General features: G+C 35.0%; 17 protein-coding genes and 1 riboswitch. Of the genes, 15 read left to right on the forward strand and 2 right to left on the reverse strand.

The window, feature by feature from the left end; translation table 11 throughout:
* Nucleotides 1-414: 414 nt before the first annotated feature.
* Together CD29_RS16565 and CD29_RS16570 are read left to right on the forward strand one after the other, a co-directional pair.
* Nucleotides 415-891 carry a DUF2243 domain-containing protein gene (locus tag CD29_RS16565; protein WP_036189386.1) on the forward strand — a complete coding sequence of 159 codons (477 nt, stop codon included), beginning with the start codon at nucleotides 415-417 and terminating at the stop codon, nucleotides 889-891.
* Nucleotides 884-1,672 (forward strand): cytochrome c oxidase assembly protein, encoded by a 789-nt coding sequence (locus CD29_RS16570; protein ID WP_036189388.1) that lies wholly within the window; start codon nucleotides 884-886, stop codon nucleotides 1,670-1,672. The genes CD29_RS16565 and CD29_RS16570 overlap by 8 nt, the downstream gene beginning before the upstream one ends.
* 55 nt (nucleotides 1,673-1,727) lie before the next feature.
* Here the strand turns inward: CD29_RS16570 and CD29_RS16575 are convergent, their stop codons facing one another.
* Nucleotides 1,728-3,572, reverse strand: a complete 1,845-nt coding sequence (locus CD29_RS16575) for a DNA ligase D (protein WP_036189391.1) — start codon at nucleotides 3,570-3,572, stop codon at nucleotides 1,728-1,730.
* Between the two features lie 97 nt (nucleotides 3,573-3,669).
* On the opposite strand from CD29_RS16575, the gene ku reads away from it, so the two are divergent.
* The 3 genes from ku (at nucleotide 3,670) to CD29_RS16590 (ending at nucleotide 6,650) form a co-directional block, all read left to right on the forward strand.
* Nucleotides 3,670-4,497, forward strand: coding sequence for a non-homologous end joining protein Ku (gene ku, locus CD29_RS16580; RefSeq protein ID WP_036189394.1), 828 nt, complete (start codon nucleotides 3,670-3,672; stop codon nucleotides 4,495-4,497).
* Nucleotides 4,498-4,646: 149 nt separating this feature from the next.
* Entirely contained in the window at nucleotides 4,647-5,159 is a 513-nt protein-coding gene (locus CD29_RS16585; RefSeq protein ID WP_036189397.1) for a YusW family protein, read from the forward strand.
* Nucleotides 5,160-5,489: 330 nt separating this feature from the next.
* Nucleotides 5,490-6,650, forward strand: a complete 1,161-nt coding sequence (locus CD29_RS16590; protein WP_036189399.1) for an endonuclease Q family protein — start codon at nucleotides 5,490-5,492, stop codon at nucleotides 6,648-6,650.
* Between the two features lie 254 nt (nucleotides 6,651-6,904).
* Here CD29_RS16590 and CD29_RS16595 read toward each other — a convergent pair whose 3' ends face one another.
* Nucleotides 6,905-7,651, reverse strand: coding sequence for an alpha/beta hydrolase (locus CD29_RS16595; RefSeq protein WP_036189402.1), 747 nt, complete (start codon nucleotides 7,649-7,651; stop codon nucleotides 6,905-6,907).
* Between the two features lie 198 nt (nucleotides 7,652-7,849).
* On the opposite strand from CD29_RS16595, the gene CD29_RS16600 reads away from it, so the two are divergent.
* The 10 genes from CD29_RS16600 (at nucleotide 7,850) to CD29_RS16645 (ending at nucleotide 23,977) form a co-directional block, all read left to right on the forward strand.
* Nucleotides 7,850-8,755, forward strand: coding sequence for a LysR family transcriptional regulator (locus tag CD29_RS16600; protein WP_036189405.1), 906 nt, complete (start codon nucleotides 7,850-7,852; stop codon nucleotides 8,753-8,755).
* Between the two features lie 41 nt (nucleotides 8,756-8,796).
* On the forward strand, nucleotides 8,797-9,678 hold the full coding sequence (locus tag CD29_RS16605) for a tetratricopeptide repeat protein (RefSeq protein ID WP_052124223.1): 882 nt from the start codon (nucleotides 8,797-8,799) through the stop codon (nucleotides 9,676-9,678).
* Between the two features lie 171 nt (nucleotides 9,679-9,849).
* Nucleotides 9,850-10,776, forward strand: coding sequence for a DsbA family protein (locus CD29_RS16610; RefSeq protein ID WP_036189408.1), 927 nt, complete (start codon nucleotides 9,850-9,852; stop codon nucleotides 10,774-10,776).
* 169 nt (nucleotides 10,777-10,945) lie between these two features.
* On the forward strand, nucleotides 10,946-12,334 hold the full coding sequence (gene hemG / locus CD29_RS16615) for a protoporphyrinogen oxidase (protein ID WP_036189411.1): 1,389 nt from the start codon (nucleotides 10,946-10,948) through the stop codon (nucleotides 12,332-12,334).
* A 109-nt stretch (nucleotides 12,335-12,443) separates the two neighbouring features.
* Nucleotides 12,444-12,542, forward strand: a riboswitch (SAM riboswitch).
* A gap of 79 nt (nucleotides 12,543-12,621) precedes the next feature.
* A complete protein-coding gene (locus CD29_RS16620; RefSeq protein ID WP_036189414.1) occupies nucleotides 12,622-14,466 on the forward strand; it encodes a bifunctional homocysteine S-methyltransferase/methylenetetrahydrofolate reductase in 1,845 nt (614 codons plus the stop codon).
* Entirely contained in the window at nucleotides 14,459-17,890 is a 3,432-nt protein-coding gene (gene metH / locus CD29_RS16625) for a methionine synthase (RefSeq protein ID WP_036189417.1), read from the forward strand. The genes CD29_RS16620 and metH overlap by 8 nt, the downstream gene beginning before the upstream one ends.
* A gap of 266 nt (nucleotides 17,891-18,156) precedes the next feature.
* Nucleotides 18,157-18,669: a GNAT family N-acetyltransferase gene (locus CD29_RS16630; protein WP_036189419.1), complete on the forward strand. Its 513-nt coding sequence runs from the start codon at nucleotides 18,157-18,159 to the stop codon at nucleotides 18,667-18,669.
* Nucleotides 18,670-19,690: 1,021 nt separating this feature from the next.
* Nucleotides 19,691-21,292, forward strand: coding sequence for an ABC transporter substrate-binding protein (locus CD29_RS16635; RefSeq protein WP_036189422.1), 1,602 nt, complete (start codon nucleotides 19,691-19,693; stop codon nucleotides 21,290-21,292).
* 321 nt (nucleotides 21,293-21,613) lie between these two features.
* Nucleotides 21,614-22,678, forward strand: a complete 1,065-nt coding sequence (locus CD29_RS16640) for a fatty acid desaturase (protein ID WP_052124226.1) — start codon at nucleotides 21,614-21,616, stop codon at nucleotides 22,676-22,678.
* A gap of 168 nt (nucleotides 22,679-22,846) precedes the next feature.
* A complete protein-coding gene (locus CD29_RS16645) occupies nucleotides 22,847-23,977 on the forward strand; it encodes a sensor histidine kinase (RefSeq protein ID WP_081976300.1) in 1,131 nt (376 codons plus the stop codon).
* The last annotated feature ends 1 nt before the right edge of the window (nucleotide 23,978 follow it).

A 23,978-nucleotide genomic window follows, 5' to 3' on the forward strand; every position in this document is an offset into this window, starting at 1 on the left:
ACGGTTTGATGAGGGGGTGGCCATGAAAATGGTCACCCTACTCTATTTTATAGATTCTCTACATGGGGAATCGATGTGGAGTGGAATTCTATAAGTATGTTGTATATTTTCTAATAACACCTGCACATTTTCTAATAACGTGCTGATTTTTTCTAATATCGCAGGAAACAAGTGGAAATCTGAATGAAATTCTAATAAGTATGCGATTTTTTCTAATAACACCTTCAAATTTTCTAATAACGTGCTGATTTTTTCTAATATCCGCAAGAAACAAACTTAAAATGGCACCTGCTGATAGCAACAATTCAAAAGCTTTACTTGAATTTACACTTGTTGTAAATGACTATTATAAAAATCCTTATTCATGGTGAAGATGAAATTAATGGTAAAAGAAATAGAAAGAGGATCGATAAGATGAGAACATCAAAACGCACGATTGACTCAATTAATTTTTGGTCTGGCATATTGTTTGGGTTGGGAGCAGTTGCTTTTATTGATGAAACTATATTTCATCAACTACTTCATTGGCATCATTTTTATGATAAGTCGACAACGAGTGTAGGGTTAGTTTCAGATGGACTATTTCATGCATTTAGTTGGTTTGCGACAGTAGCGGCCTTATTTATGGTGGGGGATCTAAGAAGAAGGAATAGTTGGCAAAAGAAAAGATGGTTTGGAGCGTATATTTTAGGTGCTGGGGTATTTCAATTGTATGACGGAATCATTCAACATAAATTAATGAGGCTCCATCAAATTCGGTACAATGTTGAAATATTTTACTACGATTTAGTTTGGAATGTAATTGCAGCAATCATGATTGTCATTGGACTAACAATCCTTAAAAGTGCAAAAGAAACGAAAGTAAAAGTGAGTGACGGGAAAATTGCATAATCATCCAATAAGCTACGAAATAATACTATGGCTCATTCCATTTATAGCAATAATCATTTTTTATGTCCAAGCTGTACAACATTCTAATCAAAACTATCGAAAATGGCCACTATACCGAACGATTTTATTTATCACTGGCGTTATCTTTGTCGCTCTTTCAATAGTCGGACCAATAGCTGAACAGTCTCATTCTAATTTTGTCTACCATATGTATAGTCATCTATTGCTTGGTATGTTAGCGCCACTATTAATAACCCTTTCAGCTCCGATGACATTACTGCTTCGATCGGTTCCAGTGCTCTATGCTAGAAAGGTAAGTAAAATTTTAAAAAGTAGATACTTACAAACAATTAGCCATCCAGTAATTGCGACCTTGTTAAATCTAGGTGGTTTATGGGTTTTATATACAACGAATTTATTTGAAGCAATGCATCACTCAATGCTTCTAGCAATATTAGTACATGTACACATATTTTTAGCGGGTTATGTCTTTACAATTTCAATTATTTATATTGACCCAACACCACATCGTACGTCTTATATGTTGCGTTCAGTTATGATTATTTTTTATATGGCAGGTCATAGTATTTTATCTAAATGGGTTTATGCAAATCCTCCAGTGGGTGTCTCCAAACTTGAAGCAGAGCTTGGCGGAATGATTATGTACTATGGTGGGGACTTAATTGATGTAATTATTATCATCATTTTATTAAAGCAATTCTACAAGTCAACAAACAATAAAAAGACCACAACCTTATTAAATAAATATCGTCTAAATTAAAAACCTTCACCTTGAATAGACCACGTATAAACGGGTCAATTCATCAAGGTGAAGGCTAATTTCTTTCTGCGATTAATTTCTTTAAATTCGTAAGTACGACGTCGAAATCTTGTTTTTCCCCCACTTCTCTAAAATGTAAAAATGGGTCCCCTTCTTTTTTAACTCTTTCTAAAACAGTAGGTATTGTAAATAGTTCTGGTCTCAACTTTTGTGTAACTTCTTCCCATCTTAGTGGTGTTGCGACACATCCAAGCTCATTTCCTCTTGTAGAATAAGGTGCAATGATCGTTTTACCTTCTGCATGTTGTACATAATCTAAGTACAACTTCCCATGCCGGTTCTTTTTTAAACGCTCTGTTGTAAACTTATCCGGATTTTCCATACATAAAAACATGCAAACAAACTCAGTGAAAATTCGTGTATCTTCGTAGGAGAAGGCATTTTTAGGAATGGGAATATACACTTGAAGACCTTTCCCACCAGATGTTTTCACAAAAGATTGTAATTGAAATTGATCAAAAATCTCCTTCATTTTTAAAGCAGCATCTATTGCTAATGAAAATTCGTTTACAGAAGGTGGATCTAAATCAAAAACAATCTCTGTCGGAAAATCAGTATCGATCGTTTGAAATGGTATATGAAATTCAATAGCAAGTTGATTCCCCAACCATAGTAATGACTCGACATTGTTACAAACGATATAATTAATCTCATCATGTAGTTTGGTCTGCACAAAGTCAGGTGTATAATCCGGTGCATTTTTTTGATAGAAACTTTCACCTGGAACCCCATGTGGGAAGCGGATAGCTGTAAGCAAACGATTCCTTAAAAAAGGAAGTTGATAAGGAGCGATTTGTTGTAAATAGAGTAGATAATCATCCTTTTCCAAGTTTGATGCTGGAAATATTGGTTTATCCGGATGAGTAACTTGAACAACTTCAGGAATCGGATTGAGTGATCTTTGCATTGTGCGCCAGTTGACTTCTTCAGGATTAATATCAAAAAGAAATTTATGAAATCTAGGCTCTCTTAACTTTTTTCCATCAAAATCAATACAAGCAATTTCTACACAAATTGATGGTTCTAACTCCCATACTTCTGAAGTAATTTGTCGTCCGTTTTCTTGGAAAAATGAAACTAAAGTGTCTATTTCATTGTCTAAAAGTCCATGTTTAAAAATAACAACTTCAATTAGCGAAGAATCTTTATAAATTGAACCATGAAAATAACCATTTTCCTTATCATACTTTGTAAGTAGAACTTTTATATAGCGCCAGTTTTTTAGTTTTAGCCATTGCTTAGAGCGAACACCACTTTCCCATAGGCTGTTCATCGTTTTTGCAACGACACCTTCTCCGTTATATTTTTTAACCTTCTCCCAAACTAATTGTTCTTCCTTAAATACTTCGATTACCTGTAGTAATTCATATTTATCATTTCTAACTGATAATGGAGCACCGATTGTTTCAAAAAGAGACTTTAATAAGCTCTTTCTTTCGCAAAGAAGGTATTGGGAAATATCAAACCCTTTATATTGAACAAGATCGAAGGCAATAAAATGACAAGGAAATCTATTTGCATTTTTTAGTATCACATCATCGTTTCTCATTTTCCCTCGTGTTTGAACAATTGAAAATTCACTTTTAAAAGGGTTTGTTAAGTAACATATTTCACCATCAAGTACTAATGGAAGTAATGGAAAAATAATATTACTGTATTTCTCACAAGATGATACAATTTCTGGAAATAAATGAGTTAATTCATTTTGGTTTCGACTGACTAATCTAATGCCTTTTTGATCCCAATACAATAAACATCTGTAGCCGTCATATTTTGTTTCATAATTCCATTCATTGCTTAATGGAATTTCTTCTGCAGCGGTTAAAAGCATTGGTTTCAATTACAAAACCTCTTTTTTCTTTAGTTTTTGGATATCTCGTTTACTTATACATAGAAGAACTAAAACAACAGATAATAAGAAAAAAGTAGGTGAAGTAATGCATACAGTTTGGAAGGGCAGTATTAGTTTTGGCTTGGTGAATATCCCTATAAAGCTACACACTGCAACAGAAAATCGAGATATTAAATTAAGGCAATTGCATAAGGAGTGTAATAGCCCCATTAACTATAGTAAAGTATGCCCCGTTTGCGATAAGGAAATAAAAAATGAAGAAATTGTGAAAGCATATGAGTACTCAAAAAACAAATTTGTCGTTCTAGATGATGAAGAATTAGAAAATCTAAGAAAAGAAAATGAAGATAAAGCAGTTGAAATTGTAGAGTTTGTGAAATTAGAGGAAATCGACCCGATTTACTTTGAAAAAAGTTATTTCCTTTCACCTGACAGTGGTGGTGGAAAAGCTTATTCACTATTACGAAAGTCACTTCAAGAATCGGGAAAAATAGGCGTGGCAAAAATAACGATTCGTTCCAAAGAGCAACTTGCAATTGTACGTGTTTACAAAGATACATTATTAATGGAAACGATTCATTTTCCAGATGAGGTTAGAAGTTCGGAAGAAGTGCCAAATATTCCGAGTGAGGAAAATATCGTTCAAAAAGAATTGGATACTGCTCTTATGCTGATTGAGCAACTTACAGATCAGTTTGATCCGGAAAAGTATCAGGATGATTATCGAACTGCATTATTAGAATTAATTGAAAAGAAAAAGTCTGGTGAGCTTACAGTTTCTGCTTCAGAAAAGGAAGCGAAAATTCCTTCAGATATGACGGATTTAATGTCAGCATTACAAGCATCACTAGATAAAACACGTAAAATGCCAACAACAAGAAAACGAAAAGAACCTATTAAGAAAAAAGCGTAGCGAAAATAAAACCATCTGCAATCTATTTAATGCAGATGGTTTTTTTATTTATTTGATATTTATGTTTAATGGCTAACGAGGATAAAAACAAGGTTGTTGGAGAAAATATATGAAATTGATTTAGTTTTTACAAGAGGGTGTTAAATTTTATGAAAAAATCCAGAATGTTAACCTTATGCTTTATTATCTTTTTTATATACGGGTGTAATACGACAACAAATGAGAAACAAAACACAGAAGAAGCCAACAGGGAAATAACACAAGAAGATACAGAAGCAGTAAATAACCAGCATGCCAATGAACGGATAGAAGTAAAAGACAATGGAGAGGAGGAAATTAGCGCATTAACCCAGTATACAAATTTTGAATTGAATGTACAGTATGCTAACGATATTTCATTTGAAGTTGGATATGTGAACGATGAGAAAGGGATTACTGCTGAAATAAGTGACGAAGTAAATGATGTGCACTTATCTGGCGAAGATGCAAAGAATAGCCTGATTAAAAACTTTGAAGAATTAAACTTTGATGAAAACACAGATGAAAGTGAAATTATCATACAGATTTTAACTACATTTAACTTAAGCGATGATTTCACTAATTTATATTTAAAAGTCAAATATCATACAGGTACAGTTAAAGAGTATAAACTGACAAATTAATCAGATTTAAGATATTATATATTATTTTTCTGAAGAAATTAGAGAATTTTTTATTAATTAATAACTTTAAGAGGTCGACCTGTTACCAGGGCAAGATATCAGAAGAATTGCATCAATTAGTAAGCAGATTTAAACTATAAATAACAGACCTTAAAATTTAGGAATGAAGTCTAAATTTTAAGGTTTTTTATTAGCGGATAGGAAAGTATAAGTTTTTAAAGAAATAAGCATAAGAAATACATCATCTCGACCTATTTGGGTCGAGATGTGTTTTTCTAATTTTATGAGACACACTAACAGACAAATACTTAAAAGCTGAAAGGACTACTTATGAAACATTATTTTTCGGATTTACATATTCATATTGGTAGGACAGAAAGTGGTAAGCCTGTAAAAATAACAGGGAGTAGAAATCTTACGCTTAAAAATATACTTGATACTGCAAGCTCCCAAAAAGGCTTAGACATTATCGGCATAATTGATTGCCATTCTCCTGAAGTAATCTTGGAAATAGAAGGGCTAATAGAAAAAGGTGAAATAGTTCAATTACCAGAGGGCGGACTACGATATCAAAATACAACCCTGATCCCTGGGTCTGAAATTGAAATCTATGATGAAAATTGTCACGGACCAATTCATGTGTTGGCGTACTTTCCGACCCTAGATTTAATAAAGGAATTTTCTCATTGGATGAGTTTCAAATTAAAAAATATTCAACTCAGTTCACAAAGAATCTATTGTGAGGGTATTACATTACAAAAGAAGGTAAAGGAATTGGGTGGACTATTTATTCCTGCGCATGTTTTTACACCTTTTAAAAGTTTATATGGAAAAGGCGTTATCAGTAGCTTAACAGAAGTATTTGACCCAATATTAATAGATGGAATTGAGCTTGGATTGAGTTCTGATTCAGAAATGGTAAAAAGAATAGGAGAATTGGAACGGTATACATTTGTTACAAATTCGGATGCACATTCGCTCGGAAAATTAGCTCGAGAATATCAAAAAATTCAATTGCAGGATGCAACTTTTCAAGAGTTACATCTTGCATTAAAAGAAGCAGAAGGTCGAAAAATTATCGCTAATTATGGTCTGAATCCTTTGTTAGGAAAGTACCATTCAACAGCGTGTGCAAATTGTAGTGAGCCATTAATTCCGGGAGAGTCAGTTTGCAGAAAATGTGGTAGCCATCAATTTATTAAAGGTGTTTCAACTCGCATAGAAGAACTATCTGATTTAGAAATCCCAACACGCATAAGACCATCGTATATTCATCAAGTTCCATTAGATTTTATTCCAGGAGTTGGCCCTAAAATGATCGAACGAATGTTAAATGCTTTTGGCACCGAAATGAATATATTGCATTTTGTCACTTTGGAACAACTAGAAGAGGTTATACCAGGAAAGATTGCAAAACTAATCGATCATGCTCGAAAAGGGAAATTAACAATAGATGTTGGTGGCGCTGGAAAGTATGGTAAGGTGCACTAATACTTAATACTATGATTCATTCAAGTACTAGTTTTCACTTTTTCCGTGGCTTGAAAGCACCGAGGCGAAATGAACTAAATTAAAAACAAGCTACTATTTAAGACGGGGAATCTTAAATGTAGCTTGTTTTATAGGGATGTAATGCCACAAAGGACATTTATTTTATAGCAAATTGGGGAATTTGCTAGGGGATACAATACTAATGTAGCCAATTATATAAATTTTAAACAGAAAATTTAAAATTTATCAAAAAATTAATCGTTCCATTTTAGACTTTCAAAGAATCGGTAAACTTCTTCAAATACAAGTTCTTTTTCTTTATCTAAAGTTAAAATGTGACCTGAATTAATAAAACTTTTAACTGATTTAATTCGAGATTTTACTGAATTATATATTAAATCTGCACTTTCGCAGTAATACTCATCATCATTTAATCCACGCAAAATATGAACTGGCGTTTGGATAGTATCAAATTTTGAACTTGTATCATTTATTATACCTTGAAGATACTGAAGTGATGGCATTCGAACGTATTGAGCAACTTTTAAAGGACTGTCATTTTGTTCGTCATATGTGCCAGATAATTTTTTATATTTAATCGCATAATCAACGATACGACTTTGCAAGCTGTCTACACTTTTTGCAATAGCGGGTGCACTCATTGCTACAATTGCTTTTGTTGGTCGTTCTTCACCAAGTCTTAGTGAAAAAATTCCTCCAAGTGAAACACCAGCAACTGCAATTTCTTCATAACCTTGACTACGGAGATAATCATAACCTTCTACAGCACTATTCCACCATTCGATTGGATCTGTATTGATAAGTGTTTCAGGATCTCCACCGTGACCTTTATATAATGGTGCATGAACCGTGTAATTGCGTTCTGATAAGTAACGACCTAAACGTTTTACGTCATTCGTATTGCCAGTAAAACCATGAAGTAATAGAACTGCACGTTTACCAGTTTCTATAGTAAATGGTTTTGGCGGGATGATTTTCATTTATTGTAACTCCTTTTAATTATCAATATTTCGTGTCAAAGAAATGAAAATTAACCAAAAGTGGTTGTGTTTTTATAAAAAATTTGGTATGCAAACTTGATATTAATGCTTATTATAGTAGTAACCATACATAAGTACAATTTATTATATTTATCATATCGATTCCAAATGGTTATTAATCTGAAAGAGGTAATTTAATTGGAAATTCAGCAGTTAGAATATTTTAAAACCGTTGCCGAGATGCAACATATGACACATGCGGCTGAAAAACTTAATATTTCACAACCAGCATTGAGTAAATCTATTGCCAATATTGAGCAAGAATTAGGAGTACCGCTTTTTGATCGTCAAGGAAGATCGATATGTCTAAACCGTTACGGAAAACTATTTCTAGAAAGTGTAGATATTATTTTAGATGAGTTTGAAAAAGCAAAAGAAGAAATAAGTGAAATCATAAAACCAGGGTTTGGTGAAGTTTCCTTCGGATTTATCCATACGTTAGGAATGGCTGTTGTGCCAGAATTAATGGCGCACATTCCATTAAAGTACCCAAACATGAAATTTACGTTAACTCAAAGTTCTTCCTATAATTTATTAAAAGGACTAGAAGAAGGAAATCTTGATTTATGTTTATCTCAAAAAATTCAGTCAAAAATAATGGATATACAGTGGGTAGAGCTTTGGAGTGAAGAACTATTTGTTATTGTGCCAAATAATCATCAGTTTGCAAATCGCAATACAATACGACTTGAAGAAATAAAAGATGAACAGTTTATCTCTATAAAGCGCGGAAATGCCTTACGTCAAATTGTAGATCATTTTTTGGAGAAAGCCGGAGTTACAACTAATACAACGTTTGCTGGTGAGGAAATGCATACGGTTGCAGGTTTCGTTGGAGCGGGCTTAGGTGTTTCGTTAATTCCAAATATTAAAGGATTAAATGAATATAATGTAAAGAAAATAAGTGTAACAGACCCCATTTGTGAAAGGAAAATTGGTGTGGCTTGGGCGAAAGGCCGCTATTTATCGCCAGCTGCAACACAATTTAAAAATTATTTAGTCGAGTACTATACGGGAAATAAAAGTGCAGATGGGGATAAGTAAACTTACATTCCTACTACAAACCGAATGAAGGTGTGTGTTATTTGTACGCAAATAAAGAATTATTAATCCAATTACTAACAGAATCAGATTGTTCACTTAATGACCTGCAAATAAGTGATATTTTAATTCAACTTGATTTAGCTAGAGCTGGTGATGAAGATGCAATGTTAATAGTAGCTAAAATATATAAGGAATTAACCAAGTACGACGGTTACTTATTTTGGTTACAAAGCGCAGCTTCAAGGGGAAATACAGAAGCACAGTATTTATTAGCTAATTGTTATATCGATGGTGAATTTATGGAAGAAGATTATGAAGAAGCATTTAAACTTTATAAGAAGGCAGCTGAGAAAGGTCATGCTGATGCTGCGAATAACCTAGCTGATATGTATTTCAATGGCGAAGGGGTAGAAGTGGATGAACTTGCAGCTCTTAAGTGGTTTACATTTGCAGCTGAGCATGGCGTTCCCGAGGCAATGTTTACTTTAGGAATTATCTATGAGCAGGGAATAGGCATAGAAGAAGATGAAGAATTGGCTTTTGAGTATTATTTACAGGCGGCACAAATAGGTGATGAAGAAGCGCAATACAGAATGGGAACCATTTTCCTTGAAGGTTTATGTGGGAAAGAACAAGACATCAAGCTCGCAGTTAAATGGTTCGAAAAAGCAGCAAAGGTTTATCATGTAGATGCATTGTTTAACCTTGGCTTTATTTATGAAAATGGAATTGATGTCAGAAGAAACGGGAAGTTAGCACTTAATTTTTATAAACAAGCATCACTTCTTGGCGACTTACAATCCAAAATTAACATTGCTAGAATTTACGAAAAAGGCATAGACGTTAAAAAAAATCCAGAAAAAGCAAAAAAGTGGAGATTGCAAGCTGAAAATCAAATAATGACTATCGAAGGGGGAGCGTAATGCGCCTCCTTTTTTAATCTATACTTTTTAAACACTTTCTTTAATTTGTTGGATAAACAACAGATTGAAAGAACTATTGGTGTTGTTTGTTTTTATCACCCCTTAAACTGTAATTGTAAGCAGTTAGTAAATAAACAAATAAACATTTTTATAGTAAAGGGGTAAGGTAAATTGAAGAACAATCAAATGATTTGTGATTTAGAAACGGGTGTGTGCGGGGTGTCTGGTGAGGAAGAATTAGAAGTAATCGATTTTAATCAACCAAAAAAGACTATAAACCTATACTATGTAACAGACCCAATTTGTTCTCATTGCTGGGCGATTGAACCTGTTTTAGGCCGTTTTGTTGAGCAATATGGTGACTATTTTAACTTCCAAGCCGTTATGGGTGGGTTATTAGAGAAGTGGCATGATGGACCAATTGATCCGGCAAATGGGATTTTTAAACCAGCAGATGTTGCAGGTCATTGGAGAGAAGTTGGAGAACATTCAAGAATGCCAATTGATGGTTCATTAATGATTGATAATCCAGTTCAATCCTCATATCCACCATCACGAGTGTTCAAAGTAATTCAGCAAAAGCATAACGATGAAATAGCATTGCAATTTTTACGCCGTATGAGAGAAGAATTGTTTGCATTTAATCAAAATATTTCAGATCAATCTGTCCTGATAGATATTGTAAACAAACTTGGATTAGATGGTGAAGCAATCGTTAATGAAGCAGAGCAAGGAAATGGCCAACTGTTATTGAACGAAGATTTTACTCTTACAAGAAGTTTAGGAGCTAGAGGCTTCCCTACTATTATCATGGTCAATGAAGAAAACAAAGGTGTCAAAATTGTAGGTGGTCGCCCATTCGAATACTATGTAGAAGGACTAAAACAAGTATTGGGTAAGGATGATATACAACCAAAATCACAACCTTCTCTTTCAAAATTATTAAACAAAGAAAAACTTTTATTCTCAAAAGAAATAGAAGTAATGTATGATTTAGAGCAATCGGAGGTTCAATCATATGTTGAAAAAGAGCTGTCTAAAGAAAGTTATGAAGCAAAAGAAATATTAGGGGAAGTTTATTTAAAACATGTTGAATAGATAGAAAGCTTGAAGATCCATCAGTGAGAAATTCTAAACTGATGGATTTTTTTATATTATTATACCTACAAAATATGGGCAAATTACTAAATTTGTAATAGAAGTCACACTTATTAATGTCAAAAAAGGATTATACTAAAGATACAAAGACACAAGAGGAGTTGTGTATATGAAAACAGTAGCGGTAATAGGTGGGGGTATTACAGGTGTGAGCACAATGTATTACCTGAACAAAATACTAAAGGAAAATAATGTTGATGCACGTTTAGTACTAGTGGAGAAGAATCCATATTTAGGTGGAAAAATGCATACTGTTTATGATCAAGGGTACATAATGGAAACAGGTGCTGATTCAATGGTTGCTAGATATCCTGGCATACTAGAATTGGTTCGTGAACTAAATTTTGAATCTGAATTAGTCTATAATGAAACAGGTATTTCATATATTCATACGAATAATGAGCTTCATGCAATTCCTGCTGGCTCAACCTTTGGAATTCCAATGAGCGAAGAATCATTAATGGCGAGCACTTTAATCTCGGACGAAGGAAAGCGTCGTGTTCTTCAAGATGCTGAAATTCCAAACACTCAGTTTACGAAAGAAAGTTCGATTGGTGAGTTTCTCGAATATTTTTTAGGTGAGGAAATTGTACAAAAACAGATTGCACCCGTACTCGCAGGTGTGTATTCTGGAAACCTTTATGAGTTATCTCTCCGTTCAACATTACCTTATTTAGTCGATTATAAAAACGACTATGGAAGTATCATGAAAGGGTTTCAAGCAAATCGCGATAAATTTGAAAGAGATGCGAATAAGAAGTTTATATCTTTTAAAAGGGGATTATCTTCATTCATTAACCGAATAGAAGAAGCGATTCCAGAAGCTGAAATTTTTAAAAATTTTGAAACTAAGAATATAAATAAGACAGTCGATGGCTATGAAGTAACTTTTAGTGATGGAGAAAAGCTACAAGCAGATGTGGTAGTTTTAGCTTTACCAAATCAAGCTGTGCGATCATTATTAAGCGACGAAGCGCTTGATCACTATCTTAGAGAATTCACTAATGCATCAGCGATAACAATGTATCTAGGCTTTGACCTACCTGATTCAATTCTTCCGGCAGATGGTACAGGGTTCATTGTTTCGCATAATAGTGATTTAATATGTAATGCTTCAACATGGACTAGCCGTAAATGGAAGCATACTTCAGTAGATGGTAATCTACTCGTTCGATTATTTTATAAAAGCAGTAACCCACGCTATGAAGATTTAGTGAAGATGACCAATGAAGATTTAACAAAAGTCGCACTTCAGGACATAAAATTAAGTTTAAACATCGATGAAAAACCTCAAGTAGTTCATGTGAGAAAGTGGATTGACCAAATGCCTAAATATGACTTAGCACATAATGTAGCACTACAAGATGTTCTTAACCAGTTAGACTCAAAATATCCTAATCTTTTGATTGCAGGTTGTTCTTATTTTGGTGTTGGAATTGGGGCTTGTATCGATAACGGTAAGGAAACAGCGAAGAAAGTTGAAACTATGTTAAATTAACGTAAATCAAATAATTATTCGAAAACTGTTGAAGTATTTAGAATTTTAAGATATGATTCAAACTAAGATTTATTTATAGAACTAAGATTTTTATAATAGAATATTAATATTCTTATCAAGAGAAGCGGAGGGACTGGCCCGATGATGCTTCAGCAACCAACATTTTTGTAAGGTGCTAAATCCAGCGGCCCGATCCGGTAGATAAGAAGGAGTTTCATATTAAAATGTTATGCCTTCTATTATCTAATAGAAGGCTTTTATTTTTTTTACATTAAGGAGATGAAATTATGGGACTTAGAGAAGCATTAAAAGATAGAGTCTTAACTGCTGATGGTGCAATGGGGACTCTACTTTATTCATACGGTTTAGATTATTGTCATGAAGAAATGAACATTGTAAGACCAGAGCTAATTGAAAAAATCCATAGTGAATATATTACAGCTGGAGCAGATATCATTCAAACAAATACATATGGTGCAAATGCCATTAAACTTGCACGTTATGGACTCGAATCAAAAGTTGTTGAGATTAATGAAGCTGCCATACGTTTAGCTAAAAATGCAGCAAAACCAGGTGGTGAGTTTGTAGTTGGCTCTATCGGTGGTATTCGTGGTGTAAGAAAAAGTGATATTACGTTAGAAGAAATATTGGCTGCAGTAAAGGAACAAGCTGAAGTATTGATCAATGGTGACATAGATGGAATTTTACTTGAAACTTATTATGTTTTTGAAGAATTAACTGAAACATTAAAAATGCTCCGAACAATGACTGATTTACCAATCATTGCTCAAGTTTCGATGCAAGAGCCTGGTGTACTAAGTAATGGATTAACATTAAATGAGGCATTTCATGAACTTGAACAATTAGGTGCAGATCTTGTTGGTGTTAACTGTAAATTGGGTCCTTATCATACGATTCAAGCGTTCGAAACAATTGAACTTCCAGAACGTGCGTATTTAACTGCATACCCAAATGCATCACTATTAGATATTGAAGAAGGTAGAGTTATTTACGAATCAGAGGTTGATTATTTTGCTCGTGCAGCACTTGAATTAACAAATCAAGGAGTACGTTTAATAGGTGGTTGCTGTGGTACGACACCCAAACATATTGAAGCTGTTAAAAAGCAATTAGCTAATTTGAAACCTGTTGAAGAAAAACTCGCAAAACCAGTTAAAGAAATACTAATACGTGAACCAGAACCTACAAACACAGAACCACTTCATGAAAAAGTAAAAAGAGAGCGTTCGGTTATCGTAGAATTAGATACCCCACGTCATTTAGAAGTGGATGCCTTTGTTGAGGGTGCTAAAATTCTATATAGTAATGGCGCTGATCTAATCATGATGGCTGATAACTCCCTTGCATCTCCGAGAGTAAGTAACCTTGCTATGGGTGCAATATTGAAACAACACGGTATCCGAACGATGCCACATATTACTTGTCGTGACCGTAACTTAATCGGTTTACAATCACATTTAATGGGGCTAAATGCATTAGAACTGCATGATATTTTGGCGGTTACAGGTGATCCAACAAAAGTAGGGGATTTCCCAGGCGCAACAAGTGTATACGATGTTTCATCGATGGAGTTAATTTCGTTAATTAAGCAGTTGAATGAGGGAATATCGTTTTCTGGAAAAGCACTTCGTAAAAAAGCAAATTTCTCAGTAGCTGCAGCCTTTAATCCAAATGTGCGTGTTCTAGATCGTGCTGTTAGTAGACTAGAAAAGAAGATTGAGCATGGTGCAGATTATTTTATTTCACAACCTGTTTATACAAAGGAAAAGATTGTAGATATTTATGAAGCAACAAAACATTTAGAAGCACCAATTTATATTGGTATCATGCCTCTTACAAGTTTTAGAAGTGCAGAATTTTTACACCATGAAGTTCCAGGCATTAAGCTATCCGATGAAGTTCTAGAAAGAATGCAAGCATGTAATGGTGATAAAGTTCGTGAAGCTGAAGAAGGGCTTGCTATTGCTAAAGAATTATTAGATACAGCAACCAAGTACTTCAATGGAATCTATTTAATAACACCATTTTTACGCTATGAAATGACTAGTCAACTAATGGATTATATAAAACAACTCGATGAAGAGACAAAAGGAGTTAAGGTAAATGGTTAACCATCTGATAGAAGAACAATTGAACAATCGCATATTAATTATCGATGGTGCAATGGGGACAATGCTCCAACAGGAAAATCTAACAGCTGAAGATTTTGGTGGAGAAGCTTTAGATGGCTGTAATGAAAATCTGGTTTTAACACGTCCTGATGTGATTACGAAAATTCACCGTGAATATTTAAAAGCTGGTGCAGACATTATTAGTACCAATACATTTGGTGGAACACCACTTGTATTAAATGAATATGATCTAGGGTCTAAAGCTGTGGAAATTAATAAGATTGCAGTTCAACTTGCAAAAGCAGCGGCTGAGGAGTTTTCTACAGAAGAATGGCCACGCTTTGTTGCGGGAGCTATTGGACCAACAACAAAAACACTTTCTGTTACAGGTGGTATTTCCTTTGATGAGTTATCACACAATTTCTACGTTCAGGCGAAGGCGCTAATTGAAGGTGGAGCTGATCTTCTATTACTTGAAACGAGCCAGGATATGTTGAATGTAAAGGCTGCAACAATTGGTGTAAATCGTGCTTTCGAGGAAACGGGCGTAACTTTACCGATAATGGTTTCCGCAACGATTGAACCTATGGGAACGACACTTGCTGGACAAACGATTGAAGCATTTTATATTTCAATCGAACATATTAAGCCGTTATCTGTTGGTTTGAACTGTGCAACAGGTCCAGAGTTTATGACAGACCATATCCGCTCTCTTTCAGATCTATCAACTAGCTATATTAGTTGCTATCCTAATGCAGGTTTGCCAGATGAAGAAGGGCATTACCATGAGTCTCCTGATTCTTTGTCGAAAAAATTGCGCGGGTTTGCTGAAAAAGGTTGGTTGAATATTGTTGGGGGCTGTTGTGGTACAACACCTGCACATATTGAAGCAATTCGTGGTGCTGTGGATGGATATGCACCTAGACCTAGAAAAGAAAACTCACATGGCCATGTAGTTTCAGGTATTGAACCACTTCAATACGATGATTCAATGAGACCGTTATTTATTGGGGAGCGTACAAATGTTATTGGCTCACGCAAATTTAAACAGTTAATTATTGATGGGAAGTTTGAAGAAGCTGCGGAAATTGCAAGAGCACAAGTGAAAAATGGAGCGCATGTAATTGACCTTTGTTTAGCAAACCCAGACCGTGACGAGTTAGAAGATATGAAAAACTTCATGCAAGAAGTTGTAAAGAAAGTAAAAGTTCCACTCGTTATTGACTCAACAGACGAACGTGTTATTGAAGAAGCTTTAAAGTTTTCGCAAGGAAAAGCGATTATCAACTCCATTAACTTAGAAGATGGGGAAGAACGTTTTGACGCCGTTATGCCTATTGTGAAAAAGTACGGTGCTTCTGTAGTGGTTGGGACAATTGACGAAACTGGTATGGCTGTAACGCGTGATCGAAAATTAGCAGTTGCTGAACGTTCATATCAGTTGTTAACGGAAAAATGGGGACTTGCGCCAGAAGATATCATTTTTGACCCGCTAGTTTTCCCAGTAGGTACAGGGGACGAGCAATATATTGGTGCAGCTGAAGAAACAATTGAAGGTATTCGCCTGATTAAGGAAAAATATCCGAAAGCTCTAACAGTCCTTGGTGTAAGTAACGTTTCATTTGGTTTGCCACCAGTAGGGCGTGAAGTTTTAAATGCGGTTTATTTGTATCACTGTACACAAGCAGGTTTAGATTATGCGATTGTTAATACAGAGAAATTAGAACGATATGCTTCCATCCCAGAAGAAGAAATCAAATTAGCGAACGACTTAATTTTCAATACAAATGACGAAACCCTTGCTGTGTTTACTGATTTTTATCGAGGTAAAACGAAAGAAAAAACAGTAGTAAAACTACCAGATACAGTAGAAGAACGACTTGCATATTACATTGTTGAAGGAACAAAAGAAGGGCTAATCGAGGACTTAGAAAATGCTCGTGAAATTTTTGAGTCGCCTTTAGATATTATTAATGGCCCTCTAATGGCGGGAATGTCTGAAGTAGGTCGCCTATTTAATGATAATCAGTTAATTGTTGCGGAGGTCTTACAAAGCGCGGGTGTAATGAAGGCAGCTGTTGCTCACCTAGAACAGTACATGGAAGTGAATGATGATAGTGCTGGAAAAGGGAAGATTGTCCTTGCGACAGTTAAAGGCGATGTTCATGATATAGGTAAAAACTTGGTTGATATTATTTTAAGTAACAATGGATATAAGGTAATCGACCTTGGAATTAAAGTAACTCCAGCAGAGCTAATTGCAGCTATTCGAAAAGAAAAACCAGATATGGTTGGGTTATCAGGTTTATTAGTTAAATCTGCGCAACAAATGGTTTTAACAGCTTCTGACTTTAAAGAAGCGGGGATTGATATTCCTGTTCTTGTTGGTGGTGCTGCTCTATCGAAACGATTTACTGAAACAAAAATTGCAGCACAATATGATGGTCCTGTTGTTTATTCCAAAGATGCGATGCAAGGTTTGGATTTTGCGAATCGTTTAATGGATGAGACAGAACGAGAAGTGTTAATTCAGGAATTGGAAGAGTCTAAAGAGAAACGCTTGTTAGCTGATGCAAAACGTGCAGAGCGTCCGGAAATAGTAGCACCTGTTAAGGTACCAAGAACTGTAAAGGATGCACCTGTATTTACTCCAAAAGATTTAGTGCAGCATATTACAAAAAATTACTCAGTGTCACATCTTCAACCTTATGTAAATATGCGTACGTTAATAGGGCATCATTTAGGGTACAAAGGAAATGTTTTAAAAGCATTAGAGGAAAATGAAGAACGTGCTACTCAATTGCATGAGTTAGTAAATGGTTATTTAACTTCTGGGTTGTTGAAGCCATCAGGAATGTATCAGTTCTTCCCTGCGCAAGCGGATGGAAATGATGTTGTAATTTATTCTCCTGAAGATGGAAAAACAGAAATTGAGCGATTCCATTTCCCACGTCAAAGTGTGGAGCCGTATATGTGTTTAGCGGATTTCTTGAAACCAGTTGAGAGTGGAGAGATGGATTACGTAGCATTGATGGTTGTAACTGCGGGACATGGTGTTAGAAGTGTTGCAGATCAATTAAAAGAAGAAGGTAAATTCTTAGAAAGCCATGCGTTACATGCGACAGCATTAGAGCTTGCAGAGGGTTATGCAGAGCGAATTCACCAAGAAATCCGTGATGCATGGGGCTTCCCAGATGCAACAGACTTTACAATGCGCGAACGTTTTGCAGCAAAATACCAAGGTCAACGCTTCTCATTCGGCTACCCAGCATGTCCAAATTTAGAAGATCAAGAAAAATTATTTAAGTTATTGAAACCAGAACAAATTGGAGTTCAATTAACTGATGGATTTATGATGGAACCAGAGGCAAGTGTTTCGGCAATTGTATTCGCTCATCCGGATGCGAGATATTTTAATGTTTGATAGTAAATTTTAGTGTAAGGATTACACAGAATAGTGGATCATGTACAAAAGCGCCGTGAAAAGTAAGGGAACTGTCCGTAAAAGACTCTCATGGTAATAATTAAGCGGGGATGTTTCGTCCCTGCTTTTTTCTAATGTAGAGCTTAATAGACAAATGGTAAGAGGAAAGTTACCGGTAACGTCTAATGAGGAGTGTTTAGAAATTAATTCTTCACAAGGAACTAAAGTGAATGTAATATGATTACATATTAAAAAGGGGGATAGCAATGATTAGATCAATGCAAATGGAAGATTTAGAAACTGTAAATGAAATATTTAATGATGCCATTTTAAATACAACTGCACTTTATAAATATTCTCCAGAAACGATTGAACAAAGAATTGAATGGTTTTTAGCAAAAGAGAAAAATAATGATCCTATTTTCGTTTTGGAAGAAAATGGAGAAGTTGTTGGTTTTGCAACTTACTCACAATTCCGTCCCTATCCGGCTTATAAATATACAGTGGAGCATTCTGTCTATGTACATAAAGACCACTATCGAAAAGGAATTGGATCAAAGTTAATGAAACACTTGATTACCGAGGCAGAAAAACGCGAAGTAAAGACGATGATCGCTTGTATCGACGCTAGTAATGAAGGGAGCATACTATCCCATCAGAAGTTAGGATTCTATTACACTGGAAAAATTCAAAATGCTGGCTACAAATTTGGACGTTGGCTAGATATTGTATTTTATCAACTGGATTTAAAAGGTCCTGAGCAACCTACTGAGCAATAACTAGATATTAAATAGAGCAATGATTATCTAATAGGGTAGTAATCATGTGAACGACATTTCAAGTGGATTTCCTGCCAGAAATGTCCTTCATCAAGGCGAAGAACGACATTTCAAGTGGATTTCCTACCAGAAATATCCTTCATCAAGGCGAAGAACGACATTTCAAGTGGAATTCCTATCAGAAATGTCCTTCATCAAGGCGATGAACGACATTTCAAGTGGATTTCCTACCAGAAATGTCCTTCATCAAGGCGATGAACGACATTTCAAGTGGAATTCCTATCAGAAATGTCCTTCATCAAGGCGATGAACGACATTTCAAGTGGATTTCCTACCAGAAATGTCCTTCATCAAGGCGATGAACGACATTTCAAGTGGAATTCCTATCAGAAATGTCCTTCATCAAGGCGATGAACGACATTTCAAGTGGATTTCCTACCAGAAATGTCCTTCATCAAGGCGATGAACGACATTTCAAGTGGAATTCCTATCAGAAATGTCCTTCATCAAGGCGATGAACGACATTTCAAGTGGATTTCCTACCAGAAATGTCCTTCATCAAGGCGATGAACGACATTTCAAGTGGATTTCCTACCAGAAATGTCCTTCATCGAGGTAATGAACGACATCTCAAGTGGATTTCCTGTCAGAAATGTCCTTCATCAAGGCGATGAACGACATTTCAAGTGGATTTCCTACCAGAAATGTCCTTCATCAAGGCGATGAACGACATTTCAACTGCATTTCCTACCAGAAATGTCCTTCATCCAAATTTCAGCACTATCCAACCTTAGCTAAATCGAAATATCATTATATTTCGATGCTAAGCCACTCTCCAATCCCCATGTTATCCAAATAATCCACCTATCTATATCCAAAGAATACATATCTTGCCCAACATCAAATAAAAAATAGTCCTTAAATTAATTCATAAAGGTAAAATTACCTGGAATATACTAAATAAGCACCTTGGAAATAGTTGGAATGGGATCTTCAAAACTAATTTTATAGGGGGAAAGCCGTGAAAAGACACTATCTTATTTTGTCATTAATGATTGTGTTGCTATTATTAGCTGCTTGTTCAGGTAATACGCCTACGGAAAAAGAAACAGTAAAAGAAAATGAGACAACAGAAAAAGGAACCAATACTGAAACTAATACCACTAATGAAACAACTACGGAAGATAGGGATCTAGTAATTGCAATTGGCTCGGATATGTTAAGCTTTGATATTCATAACCACAACAATACTTCAACAGAATCTATCCACCAAAATATGTTTGATTACTTGTTTAAGCGCGATGAAAATAATGAGTTACAACCATGGTTAGCAGAGTCTTATGAAATTATTGATGATACAACAGTAGAGGTTGTATTAAAACAAGGTGTAAAATTTCATAACGGAGATGAATTCACCGCAGATGATGTGAAATTTACACTTGAGCGAGTTGCAACAGATAGTGCGCTAAAGGAGCACCCAAACTATAAACAAATTAAAGAAGTAAAAATTATTGATCCTTATAAAGTGCAAATTATCACCCATGCACCTGAACCGTCGATTATCCATCGACTTGCACGTTTAGGATCAGGAATGTTACCAAAAAAATATATTGAAGAAAATGGATGGGATCACTTCCTAAACAATCCAATAGGAACAGGTCCTTATCAGTTTGTTCAGTGGATAAGAGATAGTCAAATTGTTTTTGAGCCATTTGAAAATTACTTTTTAGGTAAAGTTGATGAGTGGGATAAAGTAACATTCCGCGTTATTCCAGAAGATTCGACTCGAGTATCTGAGTTACTTACTGGTGGGGTAGATATTGCAACGAATATTCCGCCAGCTGACTGGGAGCGAGTGCAAAGTAATGACAATACATCCTTAATACAAGAAGTGTCAAATCGTGTCCTTTTCCTAGTACTTCGCACAACAGAAGGGTTACCAACAGCTGATGTGAAAGTGCGTCAAGCAATCGATTATGCAATTGATGATGGAACACTTACAGAGTTTGCTTTGAAGGGTGCTGGGATCCCTACTTTAACAATGGTTGGACCAGGTAACTTTGGGCACGAACCAAGTCTATATAATACGTATAACTATGATATAGAAAAAGCGAAGCAATTACTTGCTGAAGCAGGTTATCCAAATGGATTTGATATGACTCTTCACGCATCAAAGGGGCGATATTTACAAGATGGTGATGTAGCCGAGTTGATTGTCGGTATGTTAGCGCAAGCAGGTATTAATGTGAAATTGGAATTCTCAGAGTGGAGTACATTTGTACAATTACGAAATGCAAATGAAAATAAAGAGGCTTATTTACTCGGCTTAGGAAATTCAATGTATGATGGTGCTTACTCGTTAGACCGATTCCATACAGAACGTTTTGTAGGTCATACAGATTACTCAAATGCAGAAGTAGATGCATTATTAAATGAATCTAGAACAAACATGGATTCTGTCACACGTGAACAACAGCTACAAGAAATCCAAAAAATCGTCGCTGAAGATGTTCCGTACGTAACGTTATATCTAGAAAAAATTAATACAGGAATAAATCGTGCAATCAACTTTACTCCAACTTCAGATGAGATGCTTTACGTTCCAACGATAACTCGGAAATAAGTTTAAAACGTCAGAGGTAATTTTTCATCTTCCTCTGACGTTTTAATTTGATCAACACTGCCTTCTTCAATGAAAATCCTACATCGAATCATTAGTATGTATCCTTCAAATAACTAGTGCACATAATGAAAAAAACTATTCCAATACTATCATTGGGATAGTTTTTTCTTATTATTTTATACTTTTTCATACAAATTCAAACCGAAGTTATACTATGACATTTGTAATGAATATCTAGTGATGTTTGATTCTATTCTATATGTATTAATATTTGTATTATAAAAATAATTAATAAGCTAGAAAGAGGGATTTTCATTGACTATGACTGATGCTGAAAAAACAAAACAGTTACGTAAAGAAGTAGCTGCTTATGCAAAAGCAGAAAGAAATAAAAGTATTATTCAGATGATTAACACTATCGTTCCACTATTACTACTATGGTCCGCGGGGTATTACTTAGTACAATTTTCGCCTTGGTATGCGGCAGCTTGTGGTGTTTTATCTTCAGCATTCTTAGTTAGAACTTTCATCATTTTCCATGATTGTACACATGGATCGTTCTTTAAGAATAAAAAAGCGAATGATATCGTAGGAAATATAACAGGAATTCTAACTTCATTTCCATATATGAAATGGAGACGAGAGCATTTGATTCACCATGCATCAAGTGGAAATCTTGATAAGCGCGGAATTGGTGATATTGATATGCTTACGGTTGATGAATACTTAGCAAAATCAAAATTTGGTCGTCTAGCATACCGTTTGTATCGTAACCCGATTGTTATGTTTGGGCTAGGCCCCCTTTATTTAGTGCTAGTATTAAATCGTTTTAATATAAAAGAAGCGAAGAAAAAAGAACGCTTAAATACTTATTTTATTAATTTAATGGTGCTATTACTTTGTGCATCACTAATATTCTTCTTTGGTTGGCAGTCGTTTTTATTAGTTCATGGGATTACACTGTTTGCAGCAGGATCAATGGGGATTTGGTTATTCTACATTCAACATACGTATGAAGATTCGTATTTTGAGTACGATCCAGAGTGGGATTACGTAAAAGCAGCAGTTGAAGGTAGCTCGTTTTACAAATTACCAAAAGTTTTGCAGTGGGTAACTGGTAATATCGGGTATCATCACGTGCACCATCTTGCGCCAAGAGTACCGAACTATAAATTAGAAGAAGCGCATGCTTCAATTACGCCGTTACAAAAAGCAACGACAATTACACTTAAAACAAGTTTAGAATCTATTCGTTATAAACTTTATGATCCGAAGCAGAAGAAGTTTGTCACGTTTAAAGAAGTAGATAAAATAGTACCAGCGAAAAAAAATCAATTTACATCTAAAGAGTTATCTCAAAAGTATACTGATACTTTTGGTGGATAAGGAAGTTTAATTTTTCGGTAGTCCCGGATAAAAAAACACAACTTGACCTATTAAGGTTGGGTTGTGTTTTTCTAAAGCAAAGCATTTTAAATTGTGATAGGGAGAATGTGTCATAAAATTCATGTACTGTTATAATAAAAGGAAAACAAAGATACTGTGAGGTTAATAATGCAGAGTTGGTATACGATTTTTCCTAAGAACCCTTGGATTAGTATTTATGTTTGGATTATTTTTTGCATTTTGCCTTTTTATTTTCTTATTCGTTCCTATTCATATATTCAAATAGTCATAGGTATTCTATTAATACTTGTTTATTTCTTATCCCATTGGCTGTCCTTTAACTCTAAAAATGGTCTTGTCTATATGTGGATCAGTTTTGAGATGGTATTGAATGTTGTCATGACCTTAATGTTCGGGTATGTATATTTGTCGCTGTTTACAGCATTTTTTATCGGTAATATTCGTCATCCGGTAGGATTTTATATCATGTACGGCTTACATATAGGTTTTACTGTTATTTCTATTGTGTTCGGATATTTCTTGAATCTAAATTTATTCCTATCACAAACTCCTTTTCTTATAATTACAGTTCTAGGAGTAGTATTACTGCCATTTACTTTATACAACCGGAACAAAAGGGAGAACCTAGAAGGGGAACTTGAAGTAGCAAAAGAACGAATTGCAGAGTTAATCATCTATGAAGAACGTCAACGTATCGCGCGTGATTTACACGATACCCTTGGCCAAAAGCTCTCACTAATCGTGCTGAAAAGTGATCTTGCAAATCGTCTTGTGACAAAAAATCCAGAAGAAGCAATTCATGAAATGAAGGACATCCGTCATACAGCAAGTATTGCTTTAAAGGAAGTACGTGAACTTGTTTCTAATATGCGAGCAACTAAAATAAAAGAAGAATTAATTCGAGTAGAACAACTTTTAAAAGCTGCAAGTATAAAGTACGAAATTGAGGGAGATACACAAAAACTAGCAATGCCAGTCCTAGTTGAAAATGTTCTAAGTATGTGTATAAAAGAGGCCATTACAAATGTTGTGAAGCATAGTAATGCTAAAAAATGTAAAATAATTATTGGACAAGATGATAATGAAATTTTCATCAAGATTCAAGATGATGGTAAAGGGATTGGTCAAGTTGAGAATTTCTATGGTAATGGCTTGAGAGGTATGGAAGAAAGACTTGATTTTATCAACGGTGCCGTAACATTTGAAGATAATACTAAAGGTACAACCTTAAGTATTTCTGTCCCACTTGCCATTACCCATCAAAAAAGGAGTGAATGAT

Source organism: Ureibacillus manganicus DSM 26584, from assembly GCF_000772945.1.
Classification (GTDB): domain Bacteria; phylum Bacillota; class Bacilli; order Bacillales_A; family Planococcaceae; genus Ureibacillus; species Ureibacillus manganicus.